The organism is Kitasatospora sp. SUK 42 (genome assembly GCF_015776785.2).
Lineage (GTDB): Bacteria > Actinomycetota > Actinomycetes > Streptomycetales > Streptomycetaceae > Kitasatospora.
In genome coordinates this window covers 752,486-776,065 of record NZ_LFMD02000007.1, presented here as the reverse complement: position 1 = coordinate 776,065, position 23,580 = coordinate 752,486, and the positions used below count along the sequence as shown (strand labels likewise).

The 23,580-nt window shown below is 72.6% G+C and carries 20 protein-coding genes; 16 read left to right on the top strand and 4 right to left on the bottom strand.

Annotated elements, in window-relative coordinates; translation table 11 throughout:
* The first annotated feature begins 131 nt into the window (after positions 1–131).
* The 11 genes from RZ50_RS25135 to RZ50_RS25085 all read left to right on the top strand — a co-directional run bounded on the left by RZ50_RS25135 (position 132) and on the right by RZ50_RS25085 (position 14,115).
* Positions 132–1,073 (top strand): ABC transporter permease, encoded by a 942-nt coding sequence (locus RZ50_RS25135; protein ID WP_196948844.1) that lies wholly within the window; start codon positions 132–134, stop codon positions 1,071–1,073.
* Complete coding sequence (locus RZ50_RS25130; RefSeq protein WP_308272224.1) at positions 1,066–1,875, top strand: ABC transporter ATP-binding protein; 810 nt, start codon at positions 1,066–1,068, stop codon at positions 1,873–1,875. The genes RZ50_RS25135 and RZ50_RS25130 overlap by 8 nt, the downstream gene beginning before the upstream one ends.
* Before the next feature lie 306 nt (positions 1,876–2,181).
* Positions 2,182–3,138: a squalene synthase HpnC gene (hpnC, locus tag RZ50_RS25125; protein ID WP_196948843.1), complete on the top strand. Its 957-nt coding sequence runs from the start codon at positions 2,182–2,184 to the stop codon at positions 3,136–3,138.
* 41 nt (positions 3,139–3,179) lie between these two features.
* The gene (gene hpnD / locus RZ50_RS25120; RefSeq protein WP_196948903.1) at positions 3,180–4,037 is read left to right on the top strand and encodes a presqualene diphosphate synthase HpnD; all 858 of its coding nucleotides are present in this window, start codon (positions 3,180–3,182) and stop codon (positions 4,035–4,037) included.
* A 172-nt stretch (positions 4,038–4,209) separates the two neighbouring features.
* Positions 4,210–5,643 (top strand): hydroxysqualene dehydroxylase HpnE, encoded by a 1,434-nt coding sequence (hpnE, locus tag RZ50_RS25115; protein ID WP_196948842.1) that lies wholly within the window; start codon positions 4,210–4,212, stop codon positions 5,641–5,643.
* A 182-nt stretch (positions 5,644–5,825) separates the two neighbouring features.
* Positions 5,826–6,914 (top strand): polyprenyl synthetase family protein, encoded by a 1,089-nt coding sequence (locus tag RZ50_RS25110; protein WP_196948841.1) that lies wholly within the window; start codon positions 5,826–5,828, stop codon positions 6,912–6,914.
* A gap of 7 nt (positions 6,915–6,921) precedes the next feature.
* A complete protein-coding gene (gene shc / locus RZ50_RS25105) occupies positions 6,922–9,003 on the top strand; it encodes a squalene--hopene cyclase (RefSeq protein WP_374199983.1) in 2,082 nt (693 codons plus the stop codon).
* Complete coding sequence (locus RZ50_RS25100) at positions 9,000–9,680, top strand: 1-hydroxy-2-methyl-2-butenyl 4-diphosphate reductase (protein ID WP_217680845.1); 681 nt, start codon at positions 9,000–9,002, stop codon at positions 9,678–9,680. The genes shc and RZ50_RS25100 overlap by 4 nt, the downstream gene beginning before the upstream one ends.
* Before the next feature lie 2 nt (positions 9,681–9,682).
* On the top strand, positions 9,683–10,711 hold the full coding sequence (gene hpnH, locus RZ50_RS25095) for an adenosyl-hopene transferase HpnH (RefSeq protein WP_196951258.1): 1,029 nt from the start codon (positions 9,683–9,685) through the stop codon (positions 10,709–10,711).
* 103 nt (positions 10,712–10,814) lie between these two features.
* The gene (gene dxs / locus RZ50_RS25090; protein ID WP_196951257.1) at positions 10,815–12,725 is read left to right on the top strand and encodes a 1-deoxy-D-xylulose-5-phosphate synthase; all 1,911 of its coding nucleotides are present in this window, start codon (positions 10,815–10,817) and stop codon (positions 12,723–12,725) included.
* Positions 12,715–14,115: an aspartate aminotransferase family protein gene (locus RZ50_RS25085; RefSeq protein ID WP_196951256.1), complete on the top strand. Its 1,401-nt coding sequence runs from the start codon at positions 12,715–12,717 to the stop codon at positions 14,113–14,115. The genes dxs and RZ50_RS25085 overlap by 11 nt, the downstream gene beginning before the upstream one ends.
* Positions 14,116–14,173: 58 nt before the next feature.
* Here the strand turns inward: RZ50_RS25085 and RZ50_RS25080 are convergent, their stop codons facing one another.
* A complete protein-coding gene (locus tag RZ50_RS25080; RefSeq protein ID WP_196951255.1) occupies positions 14,174–14,446 on the bottom strand; it encodes a DUF6343 family protein in 273 nt (90 codons plus the stop codon).
* A 79-nt stretch (positions 14,447–14,525) separates the two neighbouring features.
* Between RZ50_RS25080 and RZ50_RS25075 the strand changes: the two genes are divergently transcribed.
* Positions 14,526–14,744, top strand: coding sequence for an I78 family peptidase inhibitor (locus tag RZ50_RS25075; RefSeq protein WP_196951254.1), 219 nt, complete (start codon positions 14,526–14,528; stop codon positions 14,742–14,744).
* A gap of 93 nt (positions 14,745–14,837) precedes the next feature.
* Here the strand turns inward: RZ50_RS25075 and RZ50_RS30235 are convergent, their stop codons facing one another.
* On the bottom strand, positions 14,838–15,629 hold the full coding sequence (locus RZ50_RS30235) for a phosphatase PAP2 family protein (RefSeq protein ID WP_308272221.1): 792 nt from the start codon (positions 15,627–15,629) through the stop codon (positions 14,838–14,840).
* Positions 15,630–15,860: 231 nt separating this feature from the next.
* Entirely contained in the window at positions 15,861–16,628 is a 768-nt protein-coding gene (gene fabG, locus RZ50_RS25065) for a 3-oxoacyl-ACP reductase FabG (protein WP_196951253.1), read from the bottom strand.
* Positions 16,629–17,033: 405 nt separating this feature from the next.
* Here fabG and RZ50_RS29470 point away from each other — a divergent pair, with 405 nt between their 5' ends.
* A complete protein-coding gene (locus RZ50_RS29470; protein ID WP_308272219.1) occupies positions 17,034–17,900 on the top strand; it encodes a MarR family winged helix-turn-helix transcriptional regulator in 867 nt (288 codons plus the stop codon).
* 241 nt (positions 17,901–18,141) lie between these two features.
* Here RZ50_RS29470 and RZ50_RS25050 read toward each other — a convergent pair whose 3' ends face one another.
* Complete coding sequence (locus tag RZ50_RS25050) at positions 18,142–19,005, bottom strand: aldo/keto reductase (protein WP_196951252.1); 864 nt, start codon at positions 19,003–19,005, stop codon at positions 18,142–18,144.
* Positions 19,006–19,546: 541 nt separating this feature from the next.
* Between RZ50_RS25050 and RZ50_RS25045 the strand changes: the two genes are divergently transcribed.
* The 3 genes from RZ50_RS25045 to RZ50_RS25035 all read left to right on the top strand — a co-directional run bounded on the left by RZ50_RS25045 (position 19,547) and on the right by RZ50_RS25035 (position 23,533).
* Complete coding sequence (locus RZ50_RS25045) at positions 19,547–21,334, top strand: ABC transporter ATP-binding protein (protein WP_196951251.1); 1,788 nt, start codon at positions 19,547–19,549, stop codon at positions 21,332–21,334.
* A gap of 43 nt (positions 21,335–21,377) precedes the next feature.
* On the top strand, positions 21,378–23,150 hold the full coding sequence (locus tag RZ50_RS25040; RefSeq protein WP_196951250.1) for an ABC transporter ATP-binding protein: 1,773 nt from the start codon (positions 21,378–21,380) through the stop codon (positions 23,148–23,150).
* A 137-nt stretch (positions 23,151–23,287) separates the two neighbouring features.
* On the top strand, positions 23,288–23,533 hold the full coding sequence (locus RZ50_RS25035; protein WP_196951249.1) for a lipopolysaccharide assembly protein LapA domain-containing protein: 246 nt from the start codon (positions 23,288–23,290) through the stop codon (positions 23,531–23,533).
* Positions 23,534–23,580: the final 47 nt, after the last annotated feature.

The following is a 23,580-nucleotide window of genomic DNA, read 5'->3' as shown; positions in this document are numbered from 1 at the left end:
TCGATCGCCACGGCCGGTGACCACACACCGGCCGGAACCTCCCCCCGTGATCCCGGTGGATCCCCATCGGCGCAAGGCCGGCGGACCCCCGCCGACCGGCCGCCCCGACCGATCCCGCGTGAAGGACGAATGTGTCGACAGTGAGTGAACCCGTCAGCCTCTCAGCCCCGAGGGGGGCGGACGCGGGCCTGACCCCGAAGCAGCTTGCGGACAAGTACGGTCTGTCGGTGAGCGGTGCCCGGCCCGGCCTGTTCGCGTACACCAGGCAGCTCTGGGCCCGGCGCCACTTCATCTGGGCCTTCGCCACCGCCCGTCTGGTGGCCCAGTACACCGACGCCAAGCTGGGCCAGCTGTGGCAGGTCGTGACCCCGCTGCTCAACTGCGCGGTGTTCTACCTGGTCTTCGGCGTCATCCTGCAGAGCAAGGACAACTTCCCGCCGAACACCTACATCGCCTGGCTCTGCATCGGCGTCTTCGTCTTCCAGTTCACCCAGAACGCGGTGCAGGCCGGCACCCGGGCGATCTCCGACAACCTCGGCCTGATCCGCGCGCTGCACTTCCCGCGCGCCAGCCTGCCGATCGCCTTCACCGTGATCCAGCTCCAGCAGCTGCTGATCTCGATGGTCGTGCTGGTCATCACCGTGCTGGCGGCCGGCATCACCCCGGGCCGGACCTGGCTGCTGATCATCCCGGCGCTGATCCTGCAGACCCTGTTCAACACCGGCGTCTCGCTGATCTTCGCCCGGATCGGTTCCAAGACCAGCGACATCTCCCAGCTGATCCCCTTCGTGATGCGCGCCTGGATGTTCCTGTCCGGAGTGATGTTCAGCATCCAGGACAAGATCCAGACCTGGCCGCACTACATCCAGACGATCATGGCCGTCAACCCGGCCTCGGTCTACATGGACCTGCTGCGGCACGCCTTCGCGCCGGTCATCTACAACAAGCACCTGCCCGCGCACCAGACGCTCCCGCCGCACCAGTGGGCGTACGGCCTGGCCTGGGGCGTCGGCATGTTCGTCATCGGATACGTCTTCTTCTGGAAGGCCGAGGAGGAGTACGGCCGTGGCTGACACCGACCTGAGCAAGCACGACGCCGTCCCGACCGTGAACGTGGCCCGCGAGCCCACCGTCGTCGTCGACGACGTGCACATCGTCTACCGGGTGCACGGCGCCGGCTCCGGCAAGGGCAGCGCCACCTCGGCGCTGAGCCGCATCATCTCCCGCAAGCGCTCCGCCGGTGTGCGCGAGGTGCACGCCGTGCGCGGCATCAGCTTCACCGCGTACAAGGGCGAGGCGGTCGGTCTGATCGGCTCCAACGGCTCCGGCAAGTCGACCATGCTGGCCGCCATCGCGGGCCTGCTGCCGACCGAGAAGGGCGGCATCTACACCAACGGCCAGCCCTCGCTGCTGGGCGTCAACGCGGCCCTGATGAACGAGCTCTCGGGCGAGCGCAACGTCATCCTGGGCTGCCTGGCGATGGGCATGTCCCCGGCCGAGGTGAAGCGCCGCTACCAGGACATCGTCGACTTCTCCGGGATCAACGACAAGGGCGACTTCATCTCGCTGCCGATGCGCACCTACTCCTCCGGCATGGGTGCCCGGCTCCGCTTCTCCATCGCCGCCGCCAAGACCCACGACGTGCTGCTGATCGACGAGGCCCTGGCCACCGGTGACCAGGCCTTCCAGCAGCGCAGCAAGCGGCGGATCGAGGAGCTGCGCGGCTCCGCCGGTACGGTCTTCCTGGTCAGCCACGACAACAACTCGATCCGCGAGGTCTGCGAGCGGACCATCTGGATCGAGCACGGCGAGCTGGTCATGGACGGCCCGACCGAGGAGGTCGTCGGCCGTTACGAGCGCGGCGAGCGCCCGTAGGTCCCGAACGGTGCAGGGCCGTGATTCTCGAAGGGTCGGCCCCGGAGGACTCCGGAGCCGGCCCTTCGGCATGCGACACGCCGGTAGCCCGGGTGGCCCGCCGCCGCGGGGGTGAGCGCCCCAGTGCGCGGGCGGGGCGCTCTTCTCGGGCGCGCTCCGTGCTGTCAGGCTGTGGGGCGCGGGGGCGGTGTGCAGCGCGTGACGCCCGCGCTCGGACGCGTGTCCGAGTCGGACCGGTGGTACCGCGCGGTGTAGAACGGGGGAGTGACAGCAGTGTCGGCTTCGGCCCAGCCCAGTGATACGCCGGTGAACCGTTCCGCGGGACAGACCCTGGAGAAGGCGGGGGCGGAGAACTTCCCGGTCGCCCCCTTCTTCCTGCCCGCGGCCTGGCGCGACGACCTGATGGCGGTCTACGGCTTCGCCCGGCTGGTCGACGACGCCGGCGACGGCGACCTGGCCGATCCCGCCGCCACCGCGGCCCTGCTCGGGGTCGAGCAGCGGCCCCCCGTCACCCCTTCGGACCCCGCCACCCCCTCGGCGCGGCCCGGACCGGAGGAGGTCGCCTTCCGGCTCGCCCTGCTCGACGGGCTGGAGCACGACCTCGACCGGGTGTTCGAGTCCGCCCTGCACCCCGGCGGCGCCGACCGGCCCCGCCACCCGCTGATGAGCGCCCTCGTCCCGCTGGTCGACCGGCACGGCCTCACCCCGGAGCCGTTCCGCCGTCTGATCGAGGCCAACCGGGTGGACCAGACCACCACCCGCTACGCCACCTACGACGACCTGATCCGCTACTGCACGCTCTCCGCCGACCCGGTCGGCCGCCTGGTGTTGGCCATCGCGGGCGCCGCCACCCCGGAGCGGATCGCCCTCTCCGACGCCGTCTGCAGCGGCCTCCAGGTGGTCGAACACCTGCAGGACGTGGCCGAGGACCTGGCCCGCGGCCGGATCTACCTCCCGACCGAGGACCTCGAACGCTTCGGCGTCACCGAGGAGGAGCTCTCGGCCCCCACCGCGACCGGAGCGGTACGGGAACTGATCGCCTTCGAGGTCGAACGGGCCCGCACCCTGCTCGACCGCGGCGCACCATTGGTAGGTACGGTTCGGGGGAGGCTTCGACTGCTCCTGGCGGGATTCACCGCAGGCGGCTACGCGGCCCTGGCGGCCATCGAGGACGCCGGGTACGACGTGCTCGCCCAGCAGGCGAAGCCGGACAAGCGCCGCCTCGCAGCGAAGGCGGCGGCCATCTTCGCGAAGGGAAGGTGAACGCCCGAGTGGCGGCATCACCACTGGCGTCGGCCCAGGTCATGGCGGCGTACCGGTACTGCGAGGCAGTCACCGGGCTGCAGGCGCGCAACTTCAGCTACGGCATCAGGTTGCTGCCCGAGCCCAAGCGGCTGGCCATGTCGGCCCTGTACGCGCTGGCCCGCCGGGTGGACGACATCGGCGACGGCGACCTCCCGGCCGACCGCAAGGCCGAGGCGCTGCTGAGCACCCGGGACCTGGTGGACGAGGTCCGCTCCGGCACGGTCGCCGAGGACGACACCGACCCGATCAAGGTCGCCCTGGCCGACGCGGCCCGGCGCTTTCCGATCCCGCTCGGCGGCTTCGACGAGCTGATCGACGGCGTCGAGATGGACCTCAAGGGCGCCGAGTACCAGACGTACGAGGAGCTGAAGGTCTACTGCCGCTGCGTGGCCGGCGCGATCGGCCGGCTCTCGCTGGGCGTCTACGGCTGCGACGACCCGGAGCGCGGGGCGCACTACGCGGACACCCTGGGCCTGGCGCTGCAGCTCACCAACATCCTGCGCGACCTGCGCGAGGACGCCCTGAACGGCCGCACCTACCTGCCCACCGAGGACCTGGTCCGGTTCGGCTGCGAGCAGGGCTTCGCGCTGCCCAAGCCGCCGGTCGGCGCCGACTTCACCGGACTGGTGGCCTTCGAGGCCGCCCGTGCGCAGGCCGCCTTCGAGGAGGGCCTGCGGCTGCTGCCGATGCTCGACCGCCGCAGCCGCGCCTGCACCGCCGCGATGGCGGGGATCTACCACCGGCTGCTCGGCCGGATCGCCGCCGATCCCGAGTCGGTGCTGCGCGGCCGGGTGTCGCTCCCGGGCTGGGAGAAGGCGTACGTCGCGCTTTCCGGGCTCGCCGGGGGGCGTTCTTGATTCTCGCCACAGTTCTGTCACGCTGTGTCAGCGGGGAATCACATCCGGGCCGAGCCGCGTTGACCACGACTGCACCGACCGCGACCGCGCCGACCGTGACATCGCCGGCCGACAGCGCGTCGGCCATGGCGACCGCCGCTCGGCGGTCCAGCGACTGCGAGGGGGAGGGCCGATGACCGGGCGAGCCGATGCCGCGCGCCCGGCCGTCGTCGTGGTCGGCGGCGGCCTGGCCGGGATCACCACCGCACTGCGGCTGGCCGAGGCCGGCCAGCGGGTCACCCTCGCCGAGGGCCGGCCCCGGCTCGGTGGCCTGGCGTTCTCCTTCCAGCGCGGCGAGCTGACCGTCGACAACGGCCAGCACGTCTTCCTGCGCTGCTGCACCGCCTACCGCGGCCTGCTGGAGCGCCTCGGCGCCACCCGGATGACCCACCTCCAGGACCGCCTGGACGTTCCGGTGCTCTCCGTCACCGGCCCCGACGCGGCCCCGGTGCGCACCCTCGGGCGGCTGCGCCGGGCCGGTCTGCCCGTCCCGCTGCACCTGGCCGGCAGCCTGGCCCGCTACCCGCACCTGTCCGCGGCCGACCGCGCCCGGGTGGTCCGCGGCGCGCTCGCCCTGAAGGGGCTGGACCTCGCCGACCCGGCGCTGGACCGGCTCTCCTTCGGCGACTGGCTGCGCCGCAACGGGCAGAACGCCGCCACCGTGGCCGCGCTGTGGGACCTGGTCGGCGTCGCCACCCTGAACGCCCGGGCCGACCAGGTGTCGCTGGCGCTCGCCGCGATGGTCTTCAAGACCGGCCTGCTCTCCGATCCGGGCGCCTCCGACATCGGCATCGCCGCCGTTCCGCTCGGCGTGATCCACCACGACCGGGCGCTCGCCGAGCTGGAAAACGCCGGCGTGCGGGTACTGCTGCGCGCCCGGGTCGCGGAACTCAAGCCGGCGACCCCCCAGCACGCCGTGCGGCTGGAGAGCGGGGAACTGCTCACCGCCGACACCGTCGTGCTGGCCGGCGCCCAGGACACCGCGACCGCCCTGCTGCCGCCGGGCGCCCTCCCGGGGCAGGAGCGGCTCGCCGGGTTCGGCACCACGCCGATCCTGAACGTGCACGTGGTCTACGATCGCAAGGTGCTGCGCCGGCCCTTCTTCGCCGCGCTCGGCTCCCCGGTCCAGTGGGTGTTCGACCGCACCACGCACTCCGGGCTGGCCGGCACCACGATCGGCCGCGTCCACCCGGGCGCCCAGTACCTGGCGCTCTCGCAGTCCGCCGTCCAGGACGAGATCGACCTGCCGGTGGCCGAACTGCGCCGCCGCTACCTGCCCGAGCTGGCCCGGCTGCTCCCGGCCGCCGCCGGCGCCGAGGTGCTGGACTTCTTCGTCACCCGGGAGCGCACCGCCACCTTCGACGGTCTCCCGGGCACCGCCGCGCTGCGGCCCTCGGCCACGACCGGCGTCCCCGGCCTGCTGCTGGCCGGTGCGTGGACCGCCACCGGCTGGCCCGCGACCATGGAGGGCGCCGTGCGCAGCGGCCACGCCGCCGCCGACGCCGCGCTCGCCGCGGCGGGCTGTCGAGTGGCGGTGGACCGGGGCGACGGGAGGTGGCCCCGGTGACGGCGGGCCCCGCCGCCGGAGAGCCCGCCAGAGCCGTCGGGCGTAGCGTCGGCCTCACCAGCCGGATCGGCCGTACCGACACCGTTCGCTCCGGCATCACTCGAATCGACACCAGCCGCACCGACGGCGCAGTAATCCGGCCGCCCCGTGCGGTCCGGCACCACGAGGGAGAGGGAACGCACGTGGAGTCACGCACCGGCTTCGCCGTCGGAGGCACGGCGCACGCCGAACCGGTCTCGGTGCCGGAGCTGCTCGCCCGCAGCCGTACGCTCTGCAATCCGCCGCTACGGGCTGCCGTCGCCCGTTTGGCCGCACCCATGGACACCGTCGCCGCGTACCACTTCGGCTGGATCGACCGGGACGGCACGCCGGTGGAGGGCGACAGCGGCAAGGCCGTGCGTCCGGCGCTGGCGCTGCTGTCCGCCCAGGCCACCGGTGCGGCGGCCGAGGTGGGCGTGCCCGGAGGGGTTGCCGTTGAACTGGTGCATAATTTCTCCCTCCTTCATGATGACCTGATGGACGGTGACGAGACCCGGCGGCACCGGGCCACCGCCTGGACGGTGTTCGGGCCGGCCCAGGCGATCCTGGTCGGCGACGCCCTGGCGACGCTCGGCACGGAGGTGCTGCTCGACACCGCGGTGGCCGGCGGCACCAGCCCGACCGACGCCGCGCGCGCCGTCCGGCTGCTCACCACGGCGACCCGAAGACTGATCGACGGCCAGGCCATGGACGTCGCCTTCGAGCAGCGCGACAGCGTCACCGTCGCCGAGTGCCTGGAGATGGAGGGCGGCAAGACGGCCTCACTGCTGGCCGCCGCATCGGCGATCGGCGCGGTGCTGGCCGGCGCCGACGACCGGGTCTCCGACGCCCTCCAGCGCTACGGCCACCACCTGGGCCTGGCCTTCCAGGCGGTGGACGACCTGCTCGGCATCTGGGGCGCGACCGAGGTCACCGGAAAGCCGCACTGGGGCGACCTGCGCCAGCGCAAGAAGTCCCTGCCGGTCGCCGCCGCGCTGGCCGAGGGCGGCGCCGCCTCGCGCCGGCTGGCCGAGCAGCTGGCGGACCCGAAGGGGCGCGGCGAGGAGAGCGAGCCCGAGCTCGCCTCCCGGGCCGCGCTGATCGAGGAGGCCGGCGGCCGGGCCTGGACCCAGGAGGAGGCCCGCCGCCAGCACACGACTGCCCTCGCCGCCCTGGACGAGGTGCCCATGCCGGACGGGGTGCGCGAGCACTTCGTCGCACTCGCCGAATTCGTGGTGGTACGAGAGAGGTGACGTTACGTTGACAGCAACCGCGGACGGCCGGCTCGACCCTGAGTACGATTCCGAGCCGGTCGCGGTGGGCGACCGCCCCCCGACCCTGCTGGGCTCGGGGCGGTGGCAGCCCGAGGACACCGGCCGGCTCCGGCCGGCCGGTGAGGCGGACCTCCGACCTGCCGATGCGCGCGAGGCCCTGACGCGCGCGACCACCCACCTGCTCTCGTTGCAGTCCTCCGAGGGCTGGTGGAAGGGCGACCTGGAGACCAACGTCACCATGGACGCCGAGGACTTACTGCTCCGCCAGTTTCTGGGCATCAGGACCGAGGAGCAGACCCGGGCCACCGCCGAGTGGATCCGCTCCCAGCAGCGGGAGGACGGCACCTGGTCCACCTTCCACGGAGGCCCGCCCGAACTGTCCACCACCGTCGAGGCGTACGTCGCCCTCAAGCTCGCCGGTGACGACCCGAACGCCCCGCACATGCTGGCCGCCGCGCGGTACGTCCGCTCCGCCGGGGGCATCGCGGCCGCCCGGGTGTTCACCCGGATCTGGCTCGCCCTGTTCGGCTGGTGGCCCTGGGAGCGGCTGCCCGAGATGCCGCCCGAGATCATCTTCCTGCCCAAGTGGCTGCCGCTGAACATCTACGCCTTCGGCTGCTGGGCCCGGCAGACCATCGTCCCGCTGACCGTGGTCTCCGCCCACCGCCCGGTCCGTCCGGCCCCCTTCGCGCTCACCGAGCTGCACACCGACCCGGACCACCCGTACCCCGACCGGCCGCTCGCCCCCGCCACCTCCTGGGACGGCCTGTTCGAGCGCCTCGACAAGGTGCTGCACGCCTACCACCGCCGGGCCTTCCGCCCGCTGCGCAGGCTCGCCGTCGCCCAGGCCTGCCGCTGGATCGTCGAACGGCAGGAGGCCGACGGCTGCTGGGGCGGCATCCAGCCGCCCGCCGTCTACTCGCTGATCGCCCTGTACCTGGAGGGCTACGAGCTGGAGCACCCGGTGATGAAGGCCGGGCTCGCCTCCTTCGACCGCTTCACCGTGCACACCGAGGACGGCATGCGCTGGATGGAGGCCTGCCAGTCCCCGGTGTGGGACACCTGCCTGGCCACCATCGCGCTGGCCGACGCCGGGGTGCCGGCCGACCACCCGGCGCTGGTCTCCGCCGTCGACTGGATGCTCGGCGAGGAGATCAGCAAGCGCGGCGACTGGTCCGTCCAGCGGCCCGGGCTCCCGGCCGGCGGCTGGGCCTTCGAGTTCGAGAACGACACCTACCCCGACATCGACGACACTGCCGAGGTGGTGCTCGCGCTGCGCCGGGTCGCCCACTCCGACGCGGCCCGGGTCGACGCGGCGGTGGACCGGGGCGTGCTGTGGAACCTCGGCATGCAGTCCAAGAACGGCGCCTGGGGCGCCTTCGACGTCGACAACACCAGCCTGCTGCCCAACAAGCTGCCGTTCTGCGACTTCGGCGAGGTGGTGGACCCGCCGTCCGCCGACGTCACCGCGCACGTGGTGGAGATGCTCGCCGAGACCGGCCGGGCCCGTGATCCGCGGACCAGGCGGGGCGTCGAGTGGCTGCTGCGCAACCAGGAGGCGGACGGCTCCTGGTTCGGCCGCTGGGGCACCAACTACATCTACGGCACCGGCTCGGTGCTGCCCGCCCTGGTCGCGGCCGGGGTACCGGACGAGCACCCGGCGATCCGCCGGGCGGTGCGCTGGCTGGAGGACCGGCAGAACGCCGACGGCGGCTGGGGCGAGGACATGCGCTCCTACGACGACCCTGAGCGCTGGGCCGGCCGGGGCGACTCCACCGCCTCGCAGACCGCGTGGGCGCTGATGGCGCTGCTCGCCGCCGGCGAGGGCCCGGACGGCCGGGCCAACCCGGCGGTGGAGCGCGGCGTGGACTGGCTGGTGCGCACCCAGCTGCCCGAAGGCACCTGGGACGAGCCGCAGTTCACCGGCACCGGCTTCCCGTGGGACTTCTCCATCAACTACCACCTGTACCGGCTGGTCTTCCCGGTGACCGCGCTCGGCCGCTACCTCAACGGCGGCCCGGGCACCGCGAAGCCGAGCGGCACCCGGGCGATCGGGGCGGCGCGGTGACCACCGCCCCCCTGCTGGTGCTCTGCGCGCTGGGCCCCGAGGTCTGGGCCCTGCGCGGCGGCGACTGGCGCGGCTCGGTCGGCGGGCCTCCGGTGCTGGTGCGCACGGGGGTCGGCCGGCGGCGCGCCGGGCTGGCCGTCCGACGGCTGCTCAGCTCCGCGCCGCGGGGCTACGGAGCGGTCGTGGTGGCCGGCTTCGGCGCCGCGGTCGGCCCGGGCGTGGCGCCGGGCGACGTGGTGGCCGCCGACGGGGTCCGGGACGCCGAGGGCCACCTGTACGCCGTCGGGTCCGGGTCCGAGCTGGCCCGGGCGCTCAAGGAGCACGGCCTGACCGTGCACACCGGGGTGCACCACACCGCCGACCACGTGGTGCGCGGCCTTGAGCGGCGCGCCCTGCACCTTCAGGGCGCGCTCGCCGTCGACATGGAGGCCGCCGCCGTCGTGGCGGCGCTGCGGGAGGTGCGGCCGGCGCTGCCCGTGGCCGTGCTGCGGGTGGTGGTGGACACCCCCGAGCACGAGCTGCTGCGGCCCGGCACCCTCCCGGCCGGGGTGCGCGCCTGGCGGACCCTGCGGGCGACGGTACCCGCCCTGGTCGACTGGTACCGGCAGGAGCTCGAACCCGGCTCCGTGACCCTGAACCACCCCACATCCTCGACGCTCCCCCAGGAGGCGAGCTAGCCATGGCCATGCCGTTGCGCCAGACCGTGCGGGTCGGCACCTACCTGATGCAGCAGAAGCTGCTCAAGCGACGGGACAAGTTCCCGCTGATCGTCGAGCTGGAACCGCTGTTCGCCTGCAACCTCGCCTGTGAGGGCTGCGGCAAGATCCAGCACCCGGCCGGTGTCCTCAAGCAGCGGATGCCGGTCGCCCAGGCGGTCGGCGCGGTCCTGGAGTCGGGTGCCCCGATGGTCTCGATCGCCGGCGGCGAGCCGCTGATGCACCCGCAGATCGACGAGATCGTCCGGCAACTGGTCGAGCGCCGCAAGTACGTCTTCCTCTGCACCAACGCGCTGCTGCTGCGCAAGAAGATCGACAAGTTCAAGCCCTCGCCGTACTTCACCTTCGCCGTGCACATCGACGGCCTGCGCGAGCGGCACGACCAGTCGGTGGCCAAGGAGGGCACCTTCGACGAGGCGGTGGCCGCGATCAAGGAGGCCAAGCGGCGCGGCTTCCGGGTCACCACCAACAGCACCTTCTTCAACACCGACACCCCGCAGACCGTCATCGAGGTGCTGGACTACCTCAACGACGAGCTGAAGGTCGACGAGATGATGATCTCCCCGGCCTACGCCTACGAGAAGGCCCCCGACCAGGAGCACTTCCTCGGCGTCGAGCAGACCCGGGACCTCTTCCGCAAGGCCTTCGCCGGCGGCAACCGCAGGCGCTGGCGCCTCAACCACAGCCCGCTCTTCCTGGACTTCCTGGAGGGCAAGGCCGACTTCGAGTGCACCCCCTGGGGCATCCCCAACTACTCGCTGTTCGGCTGGCAGCGGCCCTGCTACCTGATGGCCGACGGGTACGTGCCCACCTACCGCGAGCTGGTCGAGAAGACCGACTGGACCAAGTACGGCCGCGGCAAGGACCCGCGGTGCGAGAACTGCATGGCCCACTGCGGCTACGAGCCGACCGCCGTCCTGGCGACCATGGGCTCGCTCCAGCAGTCGCTGCGCGCCATCACCGAGACCGTCACCGCCAACCGCGGGCACTGAGAGCGGTCCCGAGCTCCCGTCCGGCCCGGGCCACCGTGCCCGGGCCGGCCCCGCCCCACCGGGCGGAGCACCACCGCACCGCTTCGAGTCGTGAGGTGTACCCGTGTCACTGCTCTCCCGCGCCACGTCCCCGGCCGAGCTGCGCAAGCTCCCCGCGTCCGAACTCCCCCTGCTCGCCGACGAGATCCGCGCGTTCCTGATCGACGCCGTCACCCGCACCGGGGGCCACCTCGGGCCCAACCTGGGCGTGGTGGAGCTCACCATCGCGCTGCACCGGGTCTTCGACTCGCCGTACGACCGGATCGTCTTCGACACCGGCCACCAGAGCTACGTCCACAAGCTGCTCACCGGCCGCCAGGACTTCTCCAGGCTGCGGATGAAGGGAGGCCTGTCCGGCTACCCCTCGCGCGCCGAGTCCGAACACGACGTGGTCGAGAACTCGCACGCCTCCACCGCGCTGTCCTACGCCGACGGGCTCGCCAAGGCCGCCCGACTGCTCGGCCAGTACGACCGGCACACCGTCGCGGTGATCGGCGACGGCGCGCTCACCGGCGGACTCGCCTGGGAGGCGCTCAACAACATCGCCGAGGCGCGCGACCGGCCGCTGGTCATCGTGGTCAACGACAACGAGCGCTCCTACGCCAGGACCATCGGCGGGCTCGCCAACCACCTGGCCACCCTGCGCACCACCCAGGGCTACGAGCGCTTCCTCGCCCTCGGCAAGGAGGCGCTGCAACGCACCCCGCTGGTCGGCCAGCCCCTCTTCGACGCGCTGCACGGCGCCAAGAAGGGCTTCAAGGACGCCTTCGCGCCGCAGGGCATGTTCGAGGACCTTGGGCTCAAGTACCTCGGGCCGATCGACGGCCACGACCTGGGCGCGGTCGAGCAGGCGCTGCGCCAGGCCCGCAACTTCGGCGGGCCGGTCATCGTGCACTGCCTGACCGTCAAGGGGCGCGGCTACCGGCCGGCCGAGCAGGACGAGGCCGACCGCTTCCACGCCGTCAACCCGATCGACCCGTACACCTGCCTGCCGATCTCGCCCAGCGCCGGCGTCTCCTGGACCGCGGTGTTCGGCGAGGAGCTGGTCGCGCTCGGCGGCGAACGGTCCGACCTGGTGGCGATCACCGCCGCGATGCTCCAGCCGGTCGGACTGGCGGCCTTCGCCAAGGCGTACCCGGACCGGACCTTCGACGTCGGCATCGCCGAGCAGCACGCCGTCACCAGCGCGGCGGGCCTGGCCACCGGCGGGCTGCACCCGGTGGTGGCGGTGTACGCGACCTTCCTGAACCGGGCCTTCGACCAGGTCCTGATGGATGTCGCCCTGCACCGGCTGGGCGTCACCTTCGTGCTCGACCGCTCCGGGGTGACCGGGCCGGACGGCGCCTCGCACAACGGCATGTGGGACATGTCGATCCTCCAGGTCGTCCCCGGCCTGCGGCTGGCCGCCCCGCGCGACGCCGCCCAGCTGCGCGCTCAGCTGCGCGAGGCCGTCGAGGTCGAGGACGCGCCCACGGTGATCCGCTTCCCCAAGGGGAACGTCGGGTCGGCCGTTCCGGCGGTCGAGCGGATCGGCGGGGTGGACGTGCTGCTGCGCACCGGACCGGAGCCGGAGATCCTGCTGGTCGCCGTCGGCACCACCGCCTCCGCCTGTCTGGACGCTGCCCGGCTGCTGCTCGCCGAGGGGTTCACCGCGACCGTCGTCGACCCGCGATGGGTCAAGCCCGTCGACCCGGTGCTGCCCGAACTCGCCGCCGCCCACCGGCTGGTGGTCACCGTCGAGGACAACGGCCGTACCGGCGGCGTCGGTTCGGCCGTTTCCCAGGCACTGCGCGACGCCGACGTGGACGTCCCGGTCCGAGTGCTCGGCCTGCCACAGGAGTTCCTCGGCCACGCGGCGCGCGGGGAGATCCTGGAGGAGACCGGGCTCACCGGCACCGGGGTCGCCGCCCAGACCGCCGTCTTCGCCAAGAACCTGCTACCGACCCGAGGAGCGGACCCGCGCCATGCCGGCTGAACCAGACCGCCCTGCCTTCGACCTCGCCGCCCTCCTCGCCGAACGAGGCGGTGAGCGCTACGAGTTGCACAGCCGACACCTCAATCCGCAGCTGCCGCGGATGCTCCGCACCATCGGCTTCGACAAGTACTACGAGCGGGCCGAGGGCCAGTACTTCTACGACGCCGAGGGCAACGAGTACCTCGACATGCTGGCCGGCTTCGGCATCTTCGCGCTCGGCCGCCACCACCCGGTGGTGCGCTCGGCGATCCGGCAGGTGATGGACCTGGAGCTGCCGGATCTGACCCGCTTCGACTGCGCTCCGCTGCCCGGGCTGCTGGCCGAGCGGCTGCTGTCGTACGCTCCCGGGCTGGACCGGGTGTTCTTCGGCAACAGCGGCACCGAGGCGGTGGAGACCGCGCTCAAGTTCGCCCGGTACGCCACCGGGCGCCCGCGCGTCCTCTACGCCGAGCACGCCTTCCACGGGCTGACCACCGGCTCGCTCTCGGTCAACGGGGAGAGCGGCTTCCGCAAGGGCTTCGACCCGCTGCTGCCGGACACGGCCATCCCGCTCGGCGACCTCTCGGCCCTGGCCAGGGAGTTGAAGCGAGGCGACGTCGCGGCGCTGATCGTCGAGCCGATCCAGGGCAAGGGCGTCCAGGCCCCGCCGCCCGGCTGGCTGCGGGCGGCCCAGGACCTGCTGCACGAGCACAGGGCGCTGCTGATCTGCGACGAGGTGCAGACCGGGATCGGGCGCACCGGCGAGTTCTTCGCGTACCAGCACGAGGAGGGCGTGCAGCCCGATCTGGTGTGCGCCGCCAAGGCGCTCTCCGGCGGGTACGTGCCGGTCGGCGCGACGCTCGGGAAGAGCTGGATCTTCGAGAAGGTCTACTCCTCGATGGACCGGGTGCTGGTGCACTCGGCCAGCTTCGGGTCCAACGCCCAGGCGATGGCGGCGGGGCTGGCGACCCTGGAGGTGATGCGGGACGAGAAGGTGGTGGAGAACGCCCGCCAGGTCGGCGACCGGTTCCGCGAACGGCTGGCCGCGCTGGTCGACGAGTACGAACTGCTCGCCGAGGTGCGCGGCCGCGGGCTGATGATCGGCATCGAGTTCGGCCGGCCCAAGTCGCTGAAGCTGCGCACTGGTTGGGCGGCGTTGCAGGCGGCGCGCAAGGGGCTGTTCGCGCAGATGGTGGTGGTCCCGCTGTTGCAGCGGCACCGGATCCTGACCCAGGTGTCCGGTGACCATCTGGAAGTGATCAAGCTGATCCCGCCGCTGATCATCACCGATCGGGACGTGGACCGGTTCCTGGACGCGTTCCGCGGGATCATGGACGAGGCCCACCGGGGGAGCGGCCTGATGTGGGACTTCGGACGGACCCTGGTGAAGCAGGCGGTGGGCAACCGGTAGTGCTGCGCGGAGTGGGAAGCCGGCCCGGCCGACTTCCCACTCCGTGGGAGACACCGCGTCAGAGCTCGGTCCGGCGACGCCGGATGACCACCATGAGATCGACGGCGGCGAACAGGGTGAGCAGGCCGAGGGCGATGGCGAAGCCGGTGAGGGTGCCCCGGCTGGGAGCGCCGTCGGCGGGTGCGGCGGCCGCCCAGACGGCGAAACCCGCGGTCGCCAGCGCGAACAGCGGCGTGAAGGTGAGCGAGAGCAGGTAGCGGAGCTTGAGGTCGCTGCGGGCGGTGGTCGGCTCGGTGCCGCTGCGCCACCGTCGTGGTGTCCTGGTTCGCATGGCCGTGTTCACCTCCGGGCCGCGCGGGTGGGGGCTACGATTCCAGCGTACGTCCGAGGGGTGAGTCGGGGGAGGCGTGATGACGGGGTCGGACGGCACGGGTGCGGGCGCGGTGGGACAGGATGCCGAGGGGTACGCGGGGCTGCGGATCGAGCGGGCCCGGGAGCTGGCCCGGAGGCACGGCTGGGCCTCGGTCCGGGTGCTGGAGCCGGGGGCGATGATCACCATGGAGTACCGGGAGGGGCGGCTCAACCTCACGGTGCGGGACGGGCTGGTCGAGCGCAGCTGGGAGGGGTAGCGCCCGGCCGTCCGGTGGGGTGGCGGGCCGGGCCCGTGGGGCTGGGACTCGTCGGGCCGGGGCTCGTCGGGCTCGGTCTCGGCGGGTCGGGCGTCAGCGGGCGAAGCGGCGGGCGAGCCGTTGTTCGGCGGCAGCGACCAGTGGTTCCAGCAGCGGCAGCGAGAGCAGCACCAGCAGCCCGGCGGCCCAGCCGGCCAGCACGTCGGTGACCCAGTGGGTGCCCAGGTAGACGGTGGTCAGGCCGATCGAGCAGGCGGTGGCGGCGGCGATCACCGCGCCGGTGCGCCGCCAGCGGACGGCCAGGTAGGCGAGCACGCCCCAGGTGACCACGGCGTTCGCGGTGTGCCCGGAGGGGAAGATGGTGCCGCCGGCGAACAGCTCGGGGGAGCCGACGTACTGGGCGTAGTGCGGGCCCAGCCGGCCGGTGACGATCTTGACCGCGCCGACCGTGACGTTGAGCAGCAGCAGGGCGACGCCCATGACCAGCAGCGGGCGCAGCCGGCCGAGCCGGTGGGCCCGCCAGGCGAGCCAGGCGAAGGCGGCGATGGCGCTGGGCCCGCGCTGTCCGGCGATCACCCAGGTGTCGAGCAGCGGCTCCAGCCGGGGCCACCGCTCGTACGGGCGGAGCAGGCGGACCGACCAGTCGAGGTCGACCAGGCCGGTGTTGAGCAGCACGCCGGCCAGCACCAGCAGGTAGACGCCGACGGTCGCGGCGAGCAGGGCGGCCCGGCGCCGACTCAGAGGGGGCCAGCCGAGCTCGCGGAGGTGGGCGCCGACCGGATCGGGGATGCGGTCGGGGCTCCGGAGTTCCCGGCGGACGGGTTCGGCGGTCAGCTGTTCCGGCTGGCGTTGCGGAAAGCGGGCAGGGGTACTTCCGTATTGCACGGGGTGACCTTACCCGTCAGACCGGGGCTATTCAGGTGGTAATTGTCATTATCCCGGGAAATCGACAATTAGGTCACCTCGGGATGGTCTGGGGAGTGATTCCCAGTATTTCGGGATCGAATGTCAGTGTGGTCTTCGAATGATTCTGCAAAAGCGCCGGTAAAGGAAACGGAGTGGGAGGCCGGTGTGCCCGGCTTCCCACTCCGTGGTAACCCTGTGTAGGTTCCGTGCTCAGTCGAGGGGGCCGCCCGCGACGTAGATCACCTGTCCGGAGACGAAACCGGCGCCCTCGCTGGCGAGGAACGAGATGGTGTGGGCGACGTCCTCAGGCTGTCCGACCCGCTGGACCGGGATCTGGGAGGCCGCGGCCCGCTTGAAGTCTTCGAAGTCCATGCCGACCCGGGCGGCGGTGGCTGCTGTCATGTCCGTGGCGATGAAGCCGGGGGCGACGGCGTTGGCGGTGATGCCGAACTTGCCCAGCTCGATGGCCAAAGTCTTGGTGAAGCCCTGCAGACCGGCCTTGGCGGCCGAGTAGTTGGCCTGGCCGCGGTTGCCCTGGGCGGAGGAGGAGGACAGGTTGACGATGCGGCCGAAACCGGCGTCGACCATGTGCTTCTGCACCGCGCGGGTCATCAGGAAGGCGCCGCGCAGGTGCACGTTCATGACCGTGTCCCAGTCGGACTCGGACATCTTGAAGAGGAGGTTGTCGCGCAGCACGCCCGCGTTGTTGACCAGCACGACGGGGGTGCCGAGCTCGGCGACCACGCGGTCGACGGCGGCCTGGACCTGCTCGGCGTCCGAGACGTCGGCGCCGACGGCCAGCGCTCGGCCGCCGGCGGCGGTGATCCGGTCGACGGTGTCCTTGCCGGCGGCCTCGTTCAGGTCCAGGACGGCGACCGCGTAGCCGTCGGAGGCCAGTCGGAGGGCGGTGGCGGCGCCCAGGCCGCGGGCGGCGCCGGTGACGACGGCGACCCGGGGGGCGGTGCTCTGCTCGGTCATGCTGGCTCTCGTCTCTCTCGGGGTTGCCTCCGGGGGAGAGCGCCCCCGGAGAGGGTGGCCACACCCTACCGGCGGGTAGCGAGGGCGGCCAGGGCGGAGAGACGCAGGTGACGGTCGGTAAGGACCGACCGGTCGGCTTTCTGCTGAAACCGGGTTACTGCAAGGTTGTCGCAGCGACTAAATATGCCAATGTTGCCGAACCTGCGTCTACTATCCGCCCCTGCCTGCCAGCAAGGGCCTGCCGTTTGTATAGTGTCCGCCAGCAGCCACCGGCTGCGCGGCTGGAGCGCCCTCCCTCATAGCTGGACGCCCACTCGCCGTTACTGCCCCACCCGGGTGTCCCACACACACCGGGTGTGACATCGGGACGGAAACATGGTGCTGGGGGAGATCCCGACAACCCGCGTGTCCGCGCGACTTCAGCAGTCGCCCGGCCACCTCATTCGTGTTGCACAGCAGGTTCACACCCGGCTGTGGTCCGAACACGTCGGAGCCGATCTCACGGCTCCGCAGTTCGCGGTCCTGCTGGTGCTCGCCCTGGAACCGGGCGCGGACCAGCGGACCGTCGGCGAGCGGGCCTCGCTCGACAAGGCCACGATGGCGGAGATGGTCGCGCGGCTGGTCCGCCGCGGCCTGGTGCTGCGAAGGCGCGATCCGGCCGACGGCCGGCGCAAGCTGCTCGCTCTCTCGCAGAGCGGCGCCCAGGCGGTGCGCGAGGCCACCGGTGGTGTGGTCCGCGTGCAGCGCGTGCTCTTCGAGCCGCTCACGCCGGAGGAGCAGATCGAGATCGTCCGGGTGATGGCCAGGATAGCCAGGCTGGAGCCCGCCGCGGTCGCGGTCTTCTCGGACGCGCGCCCGATACTGGACGCCCAGCGGGCGATCGGCTACCTGATCAGGGTCGGTCAGCAGGTGCACACCAAGCTCTGGTCGGAGCACGTCGGCGTGGAGCTGACGGCCCCGCAGTACGCCGTGCTGGACGCACTGGAACTGGAACCGGGCGCGGACCAGCGCACGGTCGGCGAGCTGGCGTCGCTGGACAAGGCCACGATGGCCGAGATGGTCAGCCGACTGGTGCGCCGCGGCCTCGTGCAGCGCCGGCGTGACCCCTCGGACGGGCGGCGCAACCTGCTCTCGCTCTCACCGGCGGGTCAGGACCTGCTGCACCGCTCGGCCGCGGGAGTGGCCGAGGTCCAGCGGCTGCTGCTCGCCCCGCTGCCGGAGGAGGAGCACGAGGCCGCGCTCGCGCTGATCGCCAAGGCGGCCAGGCTCTAGCTCAAGCCTTGGTAACTTCAGCCAAAACGATTCGCCAAAGTTCCTGAGGGTCGCGGCGGTTGGCGCAAGGCTGTTGATATGAGGCCTGTTGGCACGAGGCCGTCGTTGCGGCGTCTTGGCTGTTGCCCCGGTGAATCCGGGTGTACCGGAGTACCGCCCACCCCCGAACGGGGTAGGCGGTACTCCGGTATGACTGATGGTCGGGAGCGCCGGTCGTGAGCGCCGGCGCCCTGCGCCCGACTCAGTTCCAGTCGAACTCCTGCGGGTCCGGACCGATCCGCTTGCCGGTGGCGATCTCGGCGATCACCGCGAGGTCCTCGGCGTCCAGCTCGAAGCCGGTGACGTTCAGGTTCTCCCGGATGCGGGACGGGGTGACCGACTTCGGGATGGCGATCACGCCGTTCTGCAGGTGCCAGCGGAGGACCACCTGGGCGACCGTGCGGCCGTGCTTCTCGGCGGTCTTCACCAGAGCCGGCTCGGCGAGCAGCTCCCGGCCCTGGCCCAGCGGGCTCCACGCCTCGGTGGCGATGCCGTGCCGGGTGTGGAAGGCGCGCAGCTCCTTCTGCGGGAAGTACGGGTGCAGCTCGACCTGGTTCAGCACCGGGACGACCTCGGCCTCGTCGAGCAGGCGGGTCAGCTGCTCCTGGCCGAAGTTGGAGACGCCGATCGACCGGACGCGGCCGTCCGCCTTCAGCTGCTCCAGGGCCTTCCAGACGTTCAGGTAGCTGCCGTGCATCGGGCGCGGCCAGTGGATCAGGTAGAGGTTGATGTACTCCAGGCCGAGCTTGGCCAGCGAGGCGTCGAACTCGCGCAGCACCGCGTCGCGGCCCTGCTCGCCGGACCAGTCGCGGGTGCCGGAGTTCCACAGCTTGGTGGTGACGTAGAGGTCCTCGCGGGCGAGGCCGCCCGCCAGCGCCTCGCGGATCGCCAGGCCGGTGCCGTCCTCGTTCTCGTAGATCGCCGCGGTGTCGATCGAGCGGTAGCCCGCCTGGAGCGCGGCGCGGACGGCGGGGGTGGCCTCGTTGTCCGGGACCTGCCACACGCCGAAGCCGAGCTGGGGGATCTGGGCGCCGTCGTTCAGGGTGATGCTGGGGATGTTGCTCACGGGAAGGGATGCCCTCCTGGTCGTTCACTGGTACCAGTGGGGCCAACTGGGGCCCCGGGGTGATTGTTCCCGCCGTCCGGGGGAATCTTGGGCCAACCATGGTGAACTTTTGCCGGGGCGTGTCGCGGCGGCGCCTCGGCGGGATCCGGTGGCGGGTGGGGCCCCGGTGGTGGGTGGGGGCCCGGCCGTGAGCCCGTGGTGGGCCGGCGACGGGCCGGGCGGGAGTCGGTGGTGAGCCGCCGGTGAGTCGGCGGTGAGTCGGCGGGGCGGCGAAAAACCTGTTGCGTGGATCACAGTCGGCTTGGCAGGCTCGCGGCCATGACCTCCTGAGATCCGGGCCCTCCGTGCCCTTCCCGTGTCCGTCCGGTGCCTCCTCCGGACGCGCCGACGCCGCGGCGCCGCCGTGCCGCGCGTCCTCAGCCCGCGCCCCGTCGCGTGTGCCGGGCCGCCTCGCCGTACGGCCTGCGCCCGTGCACGCCCTCGCACCTCCGCACCCTCCCCGCACCCCTGCGCCTTCCCGCAGCCTCCCCATCGGAGTGTCATGCCGCTCGCCCCTTTGCTCACCCCGTTGCCGCTGGCCGATCCCGGCCGTCCGGACCTCTCCTCGCCCATGGCCTTCCTGCGCTGGCTGCAGCGCGCCCAGCGGCGCGGGCAGGTGCTCGCCACCTGCTGGGCGCTGGTGGAGATGGGCTCCCAGGCCGCGATGCCGGTGGTGCTCGGTCGCGGCGTGCAGGCCGCCGTCGACGGCGACGCCGCCGGGATCTGGCGGGTCGGCGCGCTGGCGCTGCTGCTGTCCGTGACGGCCTCGATCGGCACCGTGCTGCTGCACCGGCAGGCGGTCTGGAACTGGATCCACGGGGCCTGCCAGGTACGGCAGTTGGTGGCCGGTCAGGCCTCGCACCTCGGGGCCGGGCTGTCCCGGCGGATCGCCACCGGTGAGGTGGTCGCGGTCGGCAGCGGGGACGTCGAACGGATCGGCTGGTACGTCGAACTGGTCGCCAGGGTCCGGGCGGCGGTGATCGTCTGGCTCGTCGTCAGTTCGGCGGTGCTGGTGGTCGAGCCGGTGCTCGGGATCGGTGTGCTGCTCGGCGTCCCGGTGCTGGCCGCCTCGGTCTGGCCGCTGATCGGGCCGTTCGAGCGGCGGTACGAGAAGCAGCGCGCGCTCGGCGGCAAGGCCACCGAGCTGGCCGCCGACACGGTGGCCGGGCTGCGGGTGCTGCGCGGCATCGGCGGCGAGGAGCTGTTCCTGGAGCGGTACCGGGCGGCCTCCCAGAAGGTCCGGGCGGCGGCGGTGCGCTCGGCCCGGCTCTGGTCCCTGATGCAGGCTCAACAGATCCTGCTGCCGGGCCTGTTCGTGGTCGCCGTGACGTGGTACGGCGCCCGGCTGGCGGCCTCCGGCGAGCTCGCCGTGGGCACCCTGATCGCGGTGTACGGCGCGACGGCCTTCCTGGCCTCGCCGCTGCGGATCCTGGGCGAGGCGGCGCACGCCTGGAGCGTCGCCCGGGTCTCGGCCGGGCGGGCCGTCCGGGTGCTCTCGCTCAGTCGGACCAGCGGCGTGGCCGGGGCCGCGCTGGCGAGGCCGGGCAAGTCGGACCTGTACGACCCGCGGACCGGGCTCACGGTGCGGGCCGGAGAGATCACCGCGGTGGTCTGCGGGGACCCGGACTTCGCCGGTGCGCTCGCCGAGCGGCTCGGCGGCCACGTCCCGCTCGCCGAGGGCGAGGCGGAGCAGCCCTCCGTCCGGCTCGGCGGAACGGACCTGGACGCGGTGCCGCTGGCCGAGGCCAGGGCGGCGGTGCTGGTCCACGACAAGGATCCGGTGCTGCTCTCCGGGACGCTGGCCGAACTGCTGGACATCCCCTCCTCGGGCCGGGTCTCGGCGGCCGAGGCACTGGCCGCCGCCCGTTCCGAGGACGTGCTGGAGGCACTGACGGACGGCTCGCCGGACTGCGGGGGCGATCCGATGCGTGCCCGGATCACCGAGCGCGGCCGTTCGCTCTCCGGCGGGCAGCGCCAGCGGCTGGCCCTGGCCCGCGCGCTGCTGGCCGATCCGCCCGTCCTGGTGCTGGACGAGCCGACCAGCGCCGTGGACGCCCACACCGAGTCCCGGATCGCCACCGGGCTGCGGGCCACCAGGGCGGGGCGCACCACCGTGGTGTTCGCGACCAGCCCGCTGCTGCTCGACCAGGCCGACCGGGTGGTGCTGCTGCGGGACGGCCGGGTGGCCGCCGCCGGGCGTCACCGGGAGCTGATGCGCACCGAGCCGGCCTACCGGGCGGTGGTCATCCGGGGCGAGGACGCCGTCCAGCCGGTGGGTGAGGCCGTATGAGCACCGTCGCCAACCGTCCTGCCACTCACCCGAGGAGTACGTCATGAAGCCCCCCGTCCAACAGGAGCAGGGGCCGGCCACCACCCTGCCGGTCGGTTCCCCGGCAGCCGTGCGCGCGTACCTGTGGCTGCTCGGGCGGCGGCACCGGCGCGGGTTCTCCGCGGTGGTGGCGCTGCACTCGGTGGCCACGCTGGCCGGGCTGGTCGGGCCCTGGGTGCTCGGCAACCTGGTCGAGTCGCTGGCCACCGGCACCGCCGAGGCCGCCATCGCGGTGGCGATCGGCTGGTACCTGCTGGCGCTGGTGGTGCAGGCCGCCTTCACCGGCTGGTCGCGGATGCGCGGAGCGGTGCTCGGTGAGCAGGTGCTGGCCGACCTGCGCGAGGACTTCCTGGTCCGCTCGGTCGCGCTGCCGACCGGTGTGCTGGAGCGGGCGGGCACCGGGGACCTCGTCTCCCGGGGCACCACCGACATCGACCGGCTGGACAAGTCGGTGCGCGAGGCGGTGCCCGAGCTGGCCGTCGCCGTGGTGTCCCTGCTGCTGGTGCTCGGCGCCCTGCTGGTCACCTCGCCGCTGCTGGCGCTGACCTCGCTGGTCGGGCTGCCGCTGCTGCTGGCCAGCTCGCGCTGGTACTTCCGGCGCGCACCGCAGTCCTACCGCAACGAGGCGGCCGGGTACGCCGCCGTGAGCAACGTGCTGGCCGAGACGGTGGACGCCGGGCGGACGGTGGAGGCGCTGCGGCTGGGCGACGAGCGGGTCCGGCTGACCGACCGGAAGCTGCGCGAGTGGCTGGCCTGGGAGCGCTACACCCTGTGGCTGCGTTCGGTCTGGTTCCCGACCATCGACGCGGTCTACACCTCGGCGGTCCTGGCCACCCTGATGGTCGGCGGTCTGCTCACCCTCAAGGGTTGGATCACCGTCGGTCAGTTGACCACCGGCGTGCTGTACGCGCAGATGCTGATCGGCCCGGTGGACCTGATCCTGCGCTGGTACGACGAGCTGCAGATCGGGCAGGCCTCGCTGGCCCGGCTGGTCGGCGTGGGCGAGGTGCCGGAGCACGAGGGGGACGAGTCCGCCCGCCCGGACGGCCGCCGGGTCGAGGCCCGGGACGTCCGCTTCGGCTACCGCGAGGGCGCGGACGTGCTGCACGGGATCAGTCTGGACGTCGCCCCGGGCAGCCGGGTCGCCCTGGTCGGGCCGTCCGGGGCCGGCAAGTCCACCCTCGGGCGGCTGCTGGCCGGGATCTACGCGCCGGGCCGCGGCAGCGTCACCCTGGGCGGCGCGGCGCTGTCCCGGATGCCGGCCGAGCGGGTGCGCGCGGAGGTCGCCCTGGTCAACCAGGAGCACCACGTGTTCGTCGGCACCCTGCGGGACAACCTGCGGCTGGCCGCGCCCGAGGCGGACGACACCGAGCTGCGGTCCGCGCTGGACGCGGTGGACGCCGGGGCCTGGGTGGACGCCCTGCCGGAGGGCCTGGACACCGAGGTCGGCTCCGGCGGCGCCTCGCTGACCCCGCCGCAGGCGCAGCAGCTGGCGCTGGCCCGGCTGGTGCTGGCCGATCCGCACACCCTGGTGCTGGACGAGGCCACCTCGCTGCTGGACCCGCGCGCCGCCCGGCACCTGGAGCGCTCGCTGTCCCGGGTGCTGGAGGGCCGCACGGTCATCGCCATCGCCCACCGGCTGCACACCGCGCACGACGCCGACGTGATCGCCGTGGTCGAGGGCGGGCGGATCAGCGAGTACGGCAGCCATCCGGAGCTGGTCGCGGCCGGCGGCCCGTACGCGGCGCTCTGGCGCTCCTGGAGGGACGAGGGGTAGCGGCCGGGGGAGCTCGTAGCACCAAGGAGGTAGATCGGTAAACCTGTACGGGGTCAGATTGACCCGTACGGGTTACTCCTTTGCGCGTGAGGGCGCGTAACCGGGCAAATCGTCCGTTCGGCCCGCAGACTGCTCCGGTGACAAAGATTTCAGACGGTTCGTCCCGTTCCCGGCGCAGCGAGATCGGTGGTGTCCCCACCCGGTACATCGGGATCGGCGTCATCGTGATCCTCGCGGTGTGGTTCCTGTTCGCCAATCTCGACAACGTCAAGATCCAGTTCTGGGTGTTCGCCGTCACCGCGCCGCTCTGGATCACGCTGCTGGCCACGCTGATCGTCGGCGCCGTGCTGGGCTGGCTGCTGAAGGGGCGGCGCGGCCGGTGACCGCCGCTCCCGGGCCGGCCCCCGCCGGCCCTTCGGCTTTCACCCCG